The 13,077-nt window shown below is 73.0% G+C and carries 13 protein-coding genes; 7 read left to right on the top strand and 6 right to left on the bottom strand.

The window, feature by feature from the left end:
* The first annotated feature begins 23 nt into the window (after nucleotides 1–23).
* Together ACZ3IG_RS15225 and ACZ3IG_RS15220 are read left to right on the top strand one after the other, a co-directional pair.
* Entirely contained in the window at nucleotides 24–365 is a 342-nt protein-coding gene (locus ACZ3IG_RS15225) for a CU044_2847 family protein (protein ID WP_467432203.1), read from the top strand.
* Between the two features lie 33 nt (nucleotides 366–398).
* The gene (locus ACZ3IG_RS15220) at nucleotides 399–4,067 is read left to right on the top strand and encodes a trypsin-like peptidase domain-containing protein (RefSeq protein WP_467432202.1); all 3,669 of its coding nucleotides are present in this window, start codon (nucleotides 399–401) and stop codon (nucleotides 4,065–4,067) included.
* An 18-nt stretch (nucleotides 4,068–4,085) separates the two neighbouring features.
* Here the strand turns inward: ACZ3IG_RS15220 and ACZ3IG_RS15215 are convergent, their stop codons facing one another.
* Both ACZ3IG_RS15215 and ACZ3IG_RS15210 read right to left on the bottom strand, forming a co-directional pair.
* Nucleotides 4,086–4,265 (bottom strand): DUF397 domain-containing protein, encoded by a 180-nt coding sequence (locus ACZ3IG_RS15215; protein WP_467432200.1) that lies wholly within the window; start codon nucleotides 4,263–4,265, stop codon nucleotides 4,086–4,088.
* Nucleotides 4,262–5,095 carry a helix-turn-helix domain-containing protein gene (locus tag ACZ3IG_RS15210; RefSeq protein ID WP_467432198.1) on the bottom strand — a complete coding sequence of 278 codons (834 nt, stop codon included), beginning with the start codon at nucleotides 5,093–5,095 and terminating at the stop codon, nucleotides 4,262–4,264. The genes ACZ3IG_RS15215 and ACZ3IG_RS15210 overlap by 4 nt, the downstream gene beginning before the upstream one ends.
* 124 nt (nucleotides 5,096–5,219) lie before the next feature.
* On the opposite strand from ACZ3IG_RS15210, the gene ACZ3IG_RS15205 reads away from it, so the two are divergent.
* Complete coding sequence (locus tag ACZ3IG_RS15205; RefSeq protein WP_467432197.1) at nucleotides 5,220–5,693, top strand: ATP-binding protein; 474 nt, start codon at nucleotides 5,220–5,222, stop codon at nucleotides 5,691–5,693.
* Here ACZ3IG_RS15205 and msrB read toward each other — a convergent pair.
* From msrB to ACZ3IG_RS15185, 4 genes are all read right to left on the bottom strand, one after another.
* The gene (msrB, locus tag ACZ3IG_RS15200; RefSeq protein WP_215171090.1) at nucleotides 5,647–6,060 is read right to left on the bottom strand and encodes a peptide-methionine (R)-S-oxide reductase MsrB; all 414 of its coding nucleotides are present in this window, start codon (nucleotides 6,058–6,060) and stop codon (nucleotides 5,647–5,649) included. The two genes, ACZ3IG_RS15205 and msrB, sit on opposite strands and share 47 nt — an antisense overlap.
* A gap of 14 nt (nucleotides 6,061–6,074) precedes the next feature.
* Nucleotides 6,075–7,466, bottom strand: a complete 1,392-nt coding sequence (gene murC, locus ACZ3IG_RS15195) for a UDP-N-acetylmuramate--L-alanine ligase (protein WP_467432193.1) — start codon at nucleotides 7,464–7,466, stop codon at nucleotides 6,075–6,077.
* A gap of 145 nt (nucleotides 7,467–7,611) precedes the next feature.
* Nucleotides 7,612–8,085 (bottom strand): indole-3-glycerol phosphate synthase, encoded by a 474-nt coding sequence (locus ACZ3IG_RS15190; protein ID WP_467432191.1) that lies wholly within the window; start codon nucleotides 8,083–8,085, stop codon nucleotides 7,612–7,614.
* A gap of 176 nt (nucleotides 8,086–8,261) precedes the next feature.
* Nucleotides 8,262–9,065: a pyrimidine reductase family protein gene (locus ACZ3IG_RS15185; protein WP_467432190.1), complete on the bottom strand. Its 804-nt coding sequence runs from the start codon at nucleotides 9,063–9,065 to the stop codon at nucleotides 8,262–8,264.
* 37 nt (nucleotides 9,066–9,102) lie between these two features.
* Here ACZ3IG_RS15185 and zapE point away from each other — a divergent pair, with 37 nt between their 5' ends.
* The 4 genes from zapE (at nucleotide 9,103) to ACZ3IG_RS15165 (ending at nucleotide 13,023) form a co-directional block, all read left to right on the top strand.
* Nucleotides 9,103–10,233, top strand: a complete 1,131-nt coding sequence (gene zapE, locus ACZ3IG_RS15180; RefSeq protein WP_467432188.1) for a cell division protein ZapE — start codon at nucleotides 9,103–9,105, stop codon at nucleotides 10,231–10,233.
* Nucleotides 10,234–10,455: 222 nt separating this feature from the next.
* The gene (locus ACZ3IG_RS15175; protein WP_467432186.1) at nucleotides 10,456–10,830 is read left to right on the top strand and encodes a hypothetical protein; all 375 of its coding nucleotides are present in this window, start codon (nucleotides 10,456–10,458) and stop codon (nucleotides 10,828–10,830) included.
* A 79-nt stretch (nucleotides 10,831–10,909) separates the two neighbouring features.
* Nucleotides 10,910–11,491 (top strand): carbonic anhydrase, encoded by a 582-nt coding sequence (locus tag ACZ3IG_RS15170; protein ID WP_467432185.1) that lies wholly within the window; start codon nucleotides 10,910–10,912, stop codon nucleotides 11,489–11,491.
* Complete coding sequence (locus tag ACZ3IG_RS15165; RefSeq protein ID WP_467432183.1) at nucleotides 11,488–13,023, top strand: SulP family inorganic anion transporter; 1,536 nt, start codon at nucleotides 11,488–11,490, stop codon at nucleotides 13,021–13,023. Before ACZ3IG_RS15170 ends, ACZ3IG_RS15165 begins: the two co-directional genes overlap by 4 nt.
* Nucleotides 13,024–13,077: the final 54 nt, after the last annotated feature.

Raw genomic sequence — 13,077 nt, 5'->3', positions numbered from 1 at the left:
CCGCTCTGTGGCAGGTTGGCCGCATGAGCAACCGGATGCTTCCCGTGCGCGTCGGCGACGTCGAACTCCTGGTGGAGACCGTGCCCGTGGCGGGTTCCGAACCCACGTCACGGCTGGGCGAGGCGGGCCGGCGGGTCACCGACTCCTTCGACCAGGTCCGCGACGCCGTGGTGGAGATCGGCACCTCGGCGGCCCAGGCGGTGGGGCAGCTGCGCGCGCAGGCGGTACGCCCCGAACAGGTCGAGGTCGAGTTCGGACTGCGCCTGTCCGTGCAGGGGAACGTAGTCCTGGTCGGTTCCTCCGGCGAGGCGTCCCTGGTCGTGCGGATGACGTACCGGGCGCCGGAGGCGGAGAGCGGGCCGTAGGCTCCGCCGCCCGCCGGACAGGGGGATGTGGGTATGGACCATGCACGGCGTCCAGGGGTCCCGGGCAGCCTGGGGCGGGTACTGGGGCCCGGCGGGGACCCGGCCGGCACCTGCTTCCAGGTGGCGCCCGGCCTGCTCGTCACGGCCCGGCACGTCCTGACGGGCCTGGGCCACGGCGCGGCGGGCCAGGAGGTCGCCGTCGACGCGCTCGACGGGTCGGCGGGCCCCGCCCCCGCGACCGTCACCGCGGTCGACGCCGTACGGGACCTGGCCGTACTGCGCCGCGCGGAGCCGCTGGCGGAGTCGGTTCCCGGGTGGGTGCCGACGGACTCGGTGCCGCCGGGGACGAAGGTGGTGGTCAGCGGCGTCGCGGAGGTGGACGATCCCGGCCACCGCTACGAGTTCTTGCAGGCCACGGGCGAGTGGCAGGGCGCGACCGAACGGGACGGCGTCGCGCTGGGACGGCTGTCGTGCTCCGCCGTGCTCACCGGCATGAGCGGCGCGCCGGTCCTGCGCGGGGACGACGGGCGGGTCGTGGGCGTCGTGTCGGAGCGGTACCACAGCGCCGGCGGCTGGCTGCGGGACACGGTCTGGGTGGCCAGGACGGAGGACCTCACCCGGTTGCTGACCGTCCACGGCCGCGTCACGGTGCGGCAGCGACTGGTACTGGGGGACACCGTCGGCATCGAGCTGTCCGTGCACGGCACCGGGCCGTCCCCGGCCGAGCTCGCCCCGGCCCCGGCGGCCGGCCCGGCGGAGGCGGCCCGGGAGGCCGAGCTGGTGCTCGCCGCGCTGGACGGCTCGTGCCGGGGCACGGGCCCGCTCGTCGGGCTCGTCGACCTCCTCGCGACGCGGATGGCAGCGGGCGGCTGGAGCACCGAGGTGATCGAGGACCTGCGGCGGAGACTCCGGTTGCGCGGCCTGGAACCGGCCGCGCTCCTGCCCCGCCTCCCGGACCACGACGAGGCGGTACGGCGGTGGTCGGGGCCGTTCCCCGGCGCGTCCGGGGAGGTGACCGGCCACGTCGCCCGCGCGCTGCTCACCGGAGTCCGCCGCACTCTCGCCGGCGCGCTGCGCGACGGGGTGCTGGTGGGGATCGCCGGTTCGTGCCACGGCTATCTGCTGGAAGCGCTGGAGGACGGGGACGCGCTGCCGCTCTCCGGCTTCCTGCACGCCTTGTCGGCCCGGCTCCCGGGGCCGCGCTCCGCGGCGGTGGAGGCCGTATGGCTGCCCGGCCGCGGTACGGCGGGGAACGGACCGGGCGAGCGGACCTCGGCGGGGCCGAGCGGACCGGGGCGGCGGGCGATCGGCGCCGGACGGCCCGCCGAACGACCCGAACTCGTCTCCGTCGCGGCGCAGATGTGCCGCCTGCCCCTCGCGGACCCGTGCACCGCCGGCCGCGCGGCACAGGTGGCCGGGATCGTCTCCAAGATCGACCGGAGCATGACGCGGTACGGGTCGGCGACCGCGTTCCTGTCCGGGCAGCCCGGCGTCGGCACCTCCGTCGTCGCCGTCGAGGCCGCTCGCGCGCTCGCGCCCGCCTTCCCCGGCGGAGTCTTCTACGTCGACCTCCAGGGACTCGTCCCGGACGCCTGCCTGAGCGTCCGTACCGTGGTGCGGATCGTCAGCGAGGCGCTGGGGCTCGACGCCGGCGTCTCGCTGCGGGACGACGCCCGGACCATCGCGTCGTTCCTGGCGCGGCTGCACGACCGGCGCGTCCTGCTGGTGCTGGACAACGCCCGCGACGCGGCCCACGTCCGGCCGCTGGTGAAGGCGCCCGCCGGCTGCGCGGTCGTCGTCACCTCACGCAACCGGGCCCAGGACTACGCCGGTCCGGGGCTGACGTTCGAGGTCGGGCGCTTGGAGCGGGAGGCGTCGGTGGAGGTGCTCCGGCGGTGCGCGCAGGACAGCGGCTCCGGCTCGCCGGACGGCGGCGGGGCGCCGGACGAGCTGCACCGGCTGGCGCACCTGTGCGACGACGTTCCGCTGGCCCTGCGGATCGTCGGCGCCCGGCTGGCGCAGCCCTCGGGCGGTGATCCGGCCTACCTCCGCCAGTTGCTGGAGGAGGCTCGGCTGGACACCCTGTCCTGGGGCGACCGGGCCGTCCGGCTGGCGATCCGGCTCAGTCACGACACCCTCGATCCCCCGGCCCGCCGCGTGCTGCGGCTGATCACCGCCGCTCCGGGCTCCGCCGTCACCGGCGCGGAACTCGGCCACTGCCTGCGGCAGCCCGCGCTGCGGCAGGAACTGCTGCTCAACCGCCTGGTGGACCACAGCCTGGCGCACCAGGACCTCGTCCGCATGCCCGAGGGCGGTCTGCTGGCCACCTTCCGGCTGTTCGACCTGGTGCGGCTCTTCGCCGCCGAACGCCTGGAGCTGGAGGAGGACGACGACGTCGTACGGGCCTTCCAGCGGGACTCGGTCTCCTACCTGTGCCAACGGCTGACGGAGATCACCGATCAGACGTCCGGCGCGCAGCTGTCGGGGGAGCTGGACCCCAGCCGCTTCCACGCCGCGCAGCGGCTCGCGGCGGCCAACGGGTGGCTGGACCTCGCCACCGACCTCGCCGTCGGCCTGCACGTCCTGTACAGCGCCCGGGGTGAACTCGACGCCGTGGTCGCCGTCAACGAGGACCGGATCGCCCTGCTTCTGCGTCAGGGGCAACCCGCGCAAGCCGTCAAGGCGTGTCTGCTCAACGCGGAGACGCTGCGCTTCGAAGACGCGGCGGGCCCGGCGGCCGACGCCGCGCGCCAGGCGGTCCGCCTCGCCCGCGAGTACCGGCTCGACGAGGATGCCGCCGCGGCCGAGTTCCAGCTCAGCCTCGCCCTGTGGGACCTGGGGGACCGGGCCGACGCGCTGGCGGCCGGCGAACGCGCGGTCGCCCTGCTGGAAGCCGCCGGCCGCCCGTCCGCCGCGGTTCCCCTGACGATCAACAACAGCCGTCTCGCTCGTGACCTGGGCGAGACCGAGGAGGCGTTGCGTTGGGGCCGACGGTCCGTGGAGCTGGCCGACCGCTGGAGCACCGGCGCCTACCGGGCGATGGCCCGTAATCAGTGCGGCCTGGCCGAGGAGGACGCGGGCGGTCACGCCGCCGCCCTCGCGCTCTACCAGGACGCGGCCGGGCTGTGGGAAGCGGTGGGCAACACGTCGAACGCCGCCAACGAGCACTCCAACGCCGGCTATGCGGCCCACCGCCTGGACGACCCGGTGGCCGCCTCGCACCAGTTCCACCGCGCGGCCCACCTGTGGCAGCGCGCCGAGGAGCACCCCCGGGCACTGGAGGCACTCGTCGACCTGAGCGCGGTGCACGCGTCCCAGGGCTCCTGGGAGGAAGCGCGTCGCGTGCTCGCCGAGGCGGAGGAGGCCGCGCTCGGTCCCGCCCGGGATGCCCCGGCCCTCCTGCGCGGGGAGGTGTCCGTACGCCACGCGGCAAGCTGCCTGTGCACCACCGGAGACGTGCCGGCTTCCTACCGGACGCGTGAGACGCGTGCGGAGACGGAGGGCGACGAGCCTCCCGAGCTGGAGGAGGCCCGTGCCGCCCTGGACCGGTTCCGCAGCGGCGACTTGGCAGGGGACAAGGCCCGCAGCGCGGTGGGGCCCCTGCTCCGCACCCTGAGCATCACCAAGGTCCCCCGCGCCGACCCGTGGATGTACGAGACCCTGGGCGGGGAGACACCCGACCGCCCGGTACTCGAAACCTGACGGGACGGCCGCGAAACGTCAGCGCCCGGCGGCGAACCGTATGAACGCCGACCACTCCGTAGGACGGAAGACCAGGCGGGCGCGGGTGGGGGCCTTGGAGTCGCGGACGTGGATGGTGGCGGGAGTGGTGGCGACCTCCAGGCAGGCTCCACCCTCGTTGCCGCTGTAGCTGCTCTTGACCCAGGTGAGGTTGCTCATCGTTCTCCCAGCATGTCCTTGATCAGGGTGAGGGACTCCTGCATGGTGAGCGCCTGCGCCCTGATGCTTCCGTACCGTGCGGCCAGAATACGTACTTCCTCGGGGTCGGTTGACAGGTGTGCGGAACTCTGCGACTCGGTGTACCCCACCTGCGGTTTCCCTTTGGGCGTCAACAGAATGAACGACCCGCCCATACCCGCGTGTTCCTCCCGGTCGGTCGGCATCACCTGGAGTTCCACGTTGCGCAAGCCGGCCAGGTGCGCGAGGTGCTCCAACTGCTCCTTGTGCACCTCCGGCCCACCGAGCGGCCGCCGCAGCACGGACTCGTCGATGACTGAGGTGATCATGGGCGGGGGCCACGGAGTGAGGATCTCCTGCCGGGCCATGCGTGAGGCCACCCGCTGTTCGATGGTCTCCTCGTCGAGCAGGGGCTTCCGCATCTCGTACAGCGCCCGAATCCGTCGTTCGGTCTGGAACAGTCCAGGGATGTCATGGCAGCTGTAGTCGTTGATCTCGACGGCCTCCCACTCGATCCGCGCATAGTCCTTGAACCACGCCGGATGCCGCACCCGGGCCTTCGCCTTGGCCTTCTCGATGTCCTCGATGACGGCCTTCAACAGGCCGCCCGCGTCCAGAAGTTCGTCCGCCGCCTTCAGGAAGTCCGGCTGCGGGACCCGGCGCCCCCGCTCGATGGAGGAAACCAGGTCCTCGCTGTACCCGAGCCGGTCGCCCAACTCCTTCTGCGTCAGCCCGGCCCGCTCCCGCAGCAGCTTCACCTGCTTGCCGATCGCCCGCATGAAGTCGGCGCTCAGCTCACCCTCGTCGAACATGTCCCGTACCCCGTCGTGTGACGACCGACGCACCGGTACCGCTCACGCTCCGTACCGGTACGCGGACCCTCCGTACCGGAGGAATTCCTGGTCAGGGTAGAGCGACGGGGCCACGCTCGGTGAGGTGAAGTCGCAGATCTCCACCCGAAAGTTCACCCAGCTCCTCAGCGCCACGCCGCGGGGTGCCCGGCTCGCCCGTCTGCTGACCACGCAGCAACTCCGCGAGTGGGGCTGGCCGCCGTCCTGCCCGGTCAGCGAGGACGCCGCGCTGGTCGTCGCCGAGCTGGCGGCCAACGCGGTGACGCACGCCCGCGTGGCAGGCCGCTGTTTCCGGCTCTCCCTCACGGTGGAGACACCGGAAACGCTCCGCGTCGAAGTCGCGGACCCGCGCGGCGACCGCCCGCTCCCGCCCCTCGGCACCGGCCTCGACGCCACCGCCGAATCGGGCCGGGGCCTGCTCCTGGTGGCGGCGCTGGCCGACCGCTGGGGCACGGCCCCGTACCCACCGTCCGGCAAGACGGTGTGGGCCCGCCTCGCCCTCCGGCCGAGTCTCAGCCCGCGTTCTCGGCCGGCTCCAGCCGCAGCGAGATCGAGTTGATGCAGTACCGCTGGTCGGTCGGGGTCGGGTAGCCCTCGCCCTCGAAGACGTGGCCGAGGTGGGAGCCGCAGCGGGCGCAGCGGACCTCCGTGCGGACCATGCCGTGCGAGCGGTCCTCGATCAGCTCGACCGCGGCGGAGTCCTTCGGGTCGTAGAAGGACGGCCAGCCGCAGTGCGACTCGAACTTCGTGGTCGAGGTGAACAGTTCCGCTCCACAGGCGCGGCAGGAGTAGACGCCCTTGGTCTTGGTGTCGGTGTACTCACCCGTGAACGCGGGCTCCGTGCCGGCCTGCCGCAGGACGGCGTACTCGGCCGGGGACAGTTCCGCGCGCCACTGCTCGTCCGGCTTCTCGACGTCGTACGCCATGAGTCCTCAGCTCCCTACTGCTTGTTCAGACGGTCCAGGATCAGCGGGCCGAGGTCGGTGACGTCGCCCGCGCCCATGGTGAGAACGAGATCACCGGGCCGTGCCATTCCCGCGACCGCCTCCGGTACCCCGGCCGCCTCGTGCAGCGGGGTGACGTCGGCGCCGGCCGCGCGGGCGGCCTCGACGATCAGGTCGCTGGTGACGCCGGGGATCGGGTCCTCGCGGGCCGGGTAGATGTCGAGGACCAGGGAGGCGTCGGCGAGGGCGAGGGACTGGCCCATCTCCTTGGCCAGCTCCTGGGTGCGGGAGAACAGGTGCGGCTGGAAGACGACGAGGATGCGGGCGTCGCCGGCCGCCGCGCGCATCGCCTCCAGGTCGGCGGTCATCTCCGTGGGGTGGTGCGCGTAGGAGTCGATGACCTGGACGCCGGCCGCCTCGCCCTTGAGCTGGAGCCGCCGCTTCACGCCGGTGTAGGCGGCGAGGGCGGGGGCCAGTTCGGCGGCCGGGATGCCGAGGGCGGCGCCCGCGGCCAGGGCGGCCACCGCGTTGGAGGCGTAGTGGCGGCCGGGGACGGAGACGGCGAAGGTCAGTTCCGTGCCGTCGAGGGCGACGGTGACCTCGCTCTTCAGTCCCTGCGGTACGACGGAGAGGATGCGGACGTCGGCGTCGGCCGCCTCGCCGTACGTCACCGTGCGCACCGTACCGGCCAGGCGGCGGGTCAGTTCGCGGGCGCCCTCGTGGTCGGCGGAGACCACCAGCGTGCCGCCGGGCACGATCCGGCCGGCGAACGTCTCGAAGGACTCGTAGATCTCGTCCATCGAGGCGTAGTTGGCGTGGTGGTCGAGTTCGACGTTGAGGACGATCGCGACCTCGGGGGCGTACTTGTGGAAGCTGCGGTCGCTTTCGTCGGCCTCGGCGACGAAGATCTCGCCGTCGCCGTGCAGGGCGTTGGAGCCGGGCGCGTCCAGGTCGCCGCCGATCGCGTACGAGGGGTCCAGGCCCAGGTGGGACAGGGCGACCGCCAGCATGGAGGTGGTGGTGGTCTTGCCGTGGGTGCCGGCCACGGCGAGCGGACGCAGGCCGTCCATCAGGGCGGCGAGGGCGTCGGAGCGGTGGACGACGGGGACGCCCAGCTCGGCGGCGCGGACCAGCTCGGGGTTGTCGGCGCGGATCGCGGAGGAGACGACGACACAGCTCGCGTCGTCGGCGAGGTGCGCGGGGGCGTGCCCGATGTGGACGGTGGCGCCCAGCGCGCGCAGCGCCTCGGCGGTCGCGGAGTCCTTGGCGTCGCTGCCGGCCACCTTGGCGCCGCGCTGGGCGAGGATCTTGGCGATCCCCGACATTCCGGCGCCGCCGATGCCGATGAAGTGCGGTCGGTCCATGGCGGTGGGGAGGCCGGGTGCCATGTTGTCTCCCTGTGCGTGCGGTTCTGTGCGTGCGGTTCCGTGCGCGCGTTCGGCGCGTGCGGTTCTGTACGTGCGGCTCTGTACGTGCCTGTCTGCGCCGGTCAGCCTATGCGGTGCCGGGCGCGGTCGCCGACCGGCGGGGTGCTCACGCCTTGCTGTGCGAGAACAGCTTCAGCACCGGGACGCCGACCTTGTGCCGGGCCCGGGAGGCCCAGTCCCGGTGGAAGAACTCCTCCACGTAGTGCGGGTCGGTCAGCACGATCACCTCGTCGGCGCCGATCTCCTCCACCAGGGTCTTCAGCGCGTCCAGCGGATGGTCGTCGATCAGCCGGCCCACCGCCTCGTGGCCCGAGGCGCGCAGCGCGGTGAGGGACACCTCCAGCGCCCGCTGTCCCGTGGTCAGCGCCTCCTCGCCCTCGGGTGTCTCCCCCTCGCGGACGGCCTCGTCCAGCTCGCCGAGCGCGATGTCGTCGATGGCGCGCAGCAGCCGGTCCGCCTGGTCGCCGCGCGGCTGGAGCAGCACGTAGAAGGAGACGGCCTCGTCCCCGTGCAAGGTGGTGACGAACTCCACGTCGGCGGACGTCAGGGCCTTCTCGATCATCAAAACGCTTCTGAACACCAGGCGCCCCTTACTCCCTCGCGGGCCCGTGGGCCCCAACCCTCGGTGAGCCGTGTCCGGCCCTGCCGAAACCATCCTGCCCCGTGATCGCACAGGTACTGCCGGAATCAGTGTGCCCGTCGGGAACTAAACGGAACAGCATATTCCGGATTCTGCCGCGCCCCGCCCCGTCGCGCTCACACCTTCCGGTACCGGCTGAAGAGGAAGCCCTCCTCCTCCAGCAGGGAGGCCAGCTCGAACCGTCGCGGCACCGCGACGGACGGCCCCCCGGCGATCCGCTGCGCGTCCCCCGCCGTCAGCAGCGGGGAGACGGTGAGGCACAGCTCGTCCAGCACCCCGGCCGCGACGAACTGGCCGAGCAGCCGCGGCCCGCCCTCGGTCAGCAGCCGCCGGTGACCGAGGGCGGCGAGGGCCTCCACGGCCCGCGCGGGGTCCACGCCGGCCCCGTCCCCGGCGACCACCACGCGGGCGCCCGCCCGCTCGGCGGCGGCGACGCGGCCGGCGGGCGCCGCGGCGCCGGTCAGGACCAGCGTGGGGACCAGGGGCGAGGTGAACAGCGGGAGGGCGAAGTCCAGGCCGAGGCCGGCGCTGACCACCGCGATCGCGGGCACCGGGCCCTGTCCGGCGGCCTGCCGGTCCGCCGCGAACTCGGCACGCGCGCGTGCCGGGCGGTACCCCTCCTGGCGTACGGTCTCGGCGCCGACGACGACCACGTCCGCCAGCGCCCGCAGCGTGCCGAAGATCCGCATGTCGGCGGCGCTGGAGATGGGCTGGGAGCGGTTGTCGTGCTGGGCGGCCCCGTCGAGCGTGGAGACCATGTTGGCCCGCAGCCACACGCCCGGTCCGCCGGCGCCGGGGGTGTCCGGATAGGCGTACACGGCGGCCAGCTCCGCCAGGCTCCACTCCCGGTCACCTCCTTCGCGGGTGACCGGGGTCTCCGGCGCTGCTGTCTGGTCGGTCACAGGGAACAGGCGTCGCATGCGGTGCAGTGTTCCACGCCCTCTACCATGATGAACCGTGTCGTCTCCCTCCCCCGCCCCCGGCCCCGCCGCCTCCGGCTCCGCGCCCATAGCGGGCACCGCGGGCACCGCCCCGCTGTCCCTGTGCGCCCGTGAGCCGCACGTCCCCGCCGACCGGCTGGTGGCCGAGATGGTACCCCCGCCGCGGTTCGACTCGGTCCGGTTCGACACCTACGTACCGGACCCGAACCAGCCCAGCCAGAGCGAGGCGGTACGGGTACTGGAGGGCTTCGCGTCCGGCCTCGGCCGGGCGGTGCCGGCGGGCGGCGGCAGGCGCGGCCTGTTCGGTCTCGGGCGGAGCAAGGCGCCGAAGACCCCGGCCGGCCCCCGCGGCGTCTACCTCGACGGCGGCTACGGCGTCGGCAAGACCCACCTGCTGGCCTCCCTCTGGCACGCCACCGACGCCGAGCCGTCCCGCAAGGCGTTCGGCACCTTCGTGGAGCTGACCAACCTGGTCGGCGCCCTCGGCTTCCAGCAGACCGTGCGGACGCTGTCGGGGCACCGGCTGCTGTGCATCGACGAGTTCGAACTGGACGACCCGGGCGACACCGTCCTGGTCTCCAGCCTGCTCTCCCGGCTGGTGGAGGCGGGCGTGGCGCTGGCCGCCACCTCCAACACGCTGCCCGGCAAGCTCGGCGAGGGCCGGTTCGCCGCGGCCGACTTCCTGCGCGAGATCCAGGGCCTGTCGGCGCACTTCCGCACCCTGCGCATCGACGGCGAGGACTACCGCCACCGCGGTCTGCCCGAGGCCCCGGCGCCGTACTCCGACGAGCGGGTCACCCGGGCCGCGCACGCCACCGCCGGCGCCTCCCTGGACGCCTTCCCCGACCTCCTCGACCACCTGGCCCGGGTCCACCCCAGCCGCTACGGCGCGCTGACCGACGGCCTCACGGCGGTGTGCCTGACCGGGGTCCGTCCGGTGCCGGACCAGTCGACGGCGCTGCGGCTGGTGGTGCTCGCGGACCGGCTGTACGACCGGGAGGTGCCGGTGCTCGCCTCCGGGCTGCCCTTCGACCGGCTGTTCAGCGAGGACATGCTGCAGGGCGGCTACCGCAAGAAGTACTTCCGGGCGATCTCCCGGCTGACCGCGCTGGCGCGCGACGCGGCACGCCTGGCCGACACCCGCTGAGACGGCGGACAGCAGTCAAGTCCCCTGACGTCAAGGGGACGTTCACGCCAGCAGACCCCTCTTTTCAGGCTCTCCTCAGACACGAAACACGGATGTAACCCTGCAACGGACTTTGCCGGGTTAACGTCTTTCTTGACCAGCCATTGACCAAGTGTTGGTTCCTGTAAAACGTTCGAGGTGAGCGAAGGGGGGCATATGCCACGAGGCACGACGGTGAGAACCGTGATCTCACTCCTCGCCGCCGCCCTGCTCACCTTCCAGCTGTTCGCATCCGGCGCGTCCTTCGCGACTGCGCACACCAGCCGTGATGTCGTGGCCGACGCCCAGTCCGGAGCCATCCCCTCCGGATGGGTCGCGCGCATCGAGACCGTCACGTGCCACGACGCCGGCCGGCCCGGGGACCCGACCGGTCCCCCACGGGTCCGCGACCGGCACCGCACCGCCACCGCCCCGGAACCCCGGTCGGCCGAGCGACCACTCCTGAGGCAGCGCATCCCGGCCGTCTTCGAGCAGGTCCAGCCCGGCATCGGGCACGCACGGCCGCCGAGTTCCTCGGCGGACCGTTCCCCCGCGGCACTCCAGGTGTTCCGCTGCTGACAGTCCGGAGCAGCAGCCCCCACCTCTGTCACTGACCGTCCGACGCGCCCCCACTGCGCGCCAGGAGGAAAACACCCTCATGCAACCCCTCATCGACCACGCCCGCACGTACGGACAGCGCCCTGAGGAGTTCGCCAGGTACGCCGAAGGCCAGTCCCCCGACGTCCTGTTCATCACCTGCTCCGACTCGCGGGTCGTACCCGCGCTGATCACGGGCGCCCGGCCCGGCCAGCTCTTCGAGCTGCGCACCGCGGGCAACGTCGTCCCGCCGTACACCGCGGAGCGTCCCACCGGCGAGGCGGCCACCATCGAGTACGCCGTGCAGGTGCTCGGCGTCGACGACATCGTGGTCTGCGGCCACTCGCACTGCGGCGCCGTCGGCGCGATGGTCCGCGGCGACGACCTGACCGCCGTACCGGCCGTACGCGACTGGCTCCGCTACGGCGCGGACCAGCCGGACTGCTCCGACCCGGCCGACCCGGCGGTCGCCGAGCCCGTGCAGAACCACGTACTGGCCCAGTTGCTGCGACTGCGCTCCTACCCGTGCGTCGAGCGCCGTCTGGCCGAGGGCAGCCTCCGGCTGCACGGCTGGTACTACGAGGTGCACACCGGCACCGTGCGCGCCCACCAGGCGGACACCGACACGTTCGACGTCCTGTGAGCGCCACCGTGTCCCGAATATCCAAGTACCCGTTCCTGCGGCAGGACTTCGCCGCCTCCCTCGTCGTGTTCCTGGTCGCCCTGCCGCTGTGCGTGGGCGTGGCCGTCGCCTCCGGCGTCCCGGCCGAACTCGGCCTGATCACCGGCATCGTGGGCGGCATCGTCACCGGTCTGCTGCCCGGCAGCAGCCTCCAGGTGTCCGGCCCCGCGGCCGGACTGACCGTCCTCGTCTACGAGGCCGTCGACACCTACGGCCTGCCCGCGCTCGGCGTGATCGTGCTGGCGGCCGGGCTGCTCCAGCTCGGCATGGGCGCCCTGAAGCTGGGGCGCTGGTTCCGGGCCATCTCGCTGTCGGTGGTCGAGGGCATGCTGGCCGGCATCGGGCTCGTCATCATCGCGGGCCAGCTCTACGCGGCGGCGGGCCTGGAGGCGCCCGCCTCCGGGCTCGGCAAGATCGCCGGGCTGCCGGGGGCGGCGGCCGACGCGTTCGGCTCCACCGATGCCCTGGCCTCGCTGGCGGTCGGCGCGGGCACCATCGTGGTGATGGTCGGCTGGAAGAAGCTGCCGAAGCAGGCCCAGACCGTGCCGGGCGCGCTCGCCGCGGTCGTCCTGGCCACGCTCGCCGTCCTCGCCTTCGGGCTGCCGGTCGCCACGGTCGAGGTCAACGGCCTGTTCGACTCCATCCAGCCGCCCGGCGCCGACGCCTTCGGCGAACTGGCGAGCGTCGGCATCATCGGCACGATCATCGCCTTCACCCTGATCGCCTCCGCCGAGAGCCTGTTCAGCGCCGCCGCGGTGGACCGGCTGCACAACGGTCCGCGCACCGAGTACAACAAGGAACTGATGGCGCAGGGCGCGGGCAACACGATCTGCGGAGTGCTCGGCGCGCTGCCGATGACCGCGGTCATCGTGCGCAGCTCGGCCAATGTGAACGCGGGCGCCAGGACCAAGGCGTCCCGGGTCATGCACGGTGTGTGGCTGCTGCTCTTCGCGGCGCTGCTCCCGGCCGCGCTGGCCTACATCCCGCTGCCCGCGCTGGCCGGCATCCTGGTGCACGCGGGCTGGAAGCTGATCCCGTTCCGTCCGCTGGTGACGCTGTGGCGGACGCACCGGGGCGAGGCGCTGATCCTGATCGTCACGGCCCTGTCCATCGTCGCCGTCAACATGTTCGAGGGCGTGCTGATCGGTCTGGCCCTGTCGGTGGTCAAGACCGCCTGGGATGCCTCGCACCTGAAGACGGAGATCGTCGACAAGGGCGCCGGTCCCATCCAGGTGTACCTGTCGGGGAACGCCACCTTCCTGCGGCTGCCGAAGATCCTCGACAGCCTGGAGTCCCTCCCGCAGGACCGGCCCATCGAGCTGGACCTGTCCGGACTGCACCACCTGGACCACGCCTGCCGTACGGCCCTGGAGAACTGGGCCGAGCGGCACAGCGCCACCGGCACGGACCCGGTGAAGGTGACGGAACCGGCACGGGTGGCGGCACCGGCGCGGGCCGAGGAACCGGCTGCGGTGACCGAACCGGCGGGCTGACGCCCGGCTGAGACGTCCGGGCACTCCACGCGCCCCCGTGGGGTGCCCGGACTC

The sequence above is a fragment of the Streptomyces sp. NPDC016677 genome, assembly GCF_055562815.1.
This window is presented reverse-complemented; position numbering and strand designations above follow the sequence as displayed.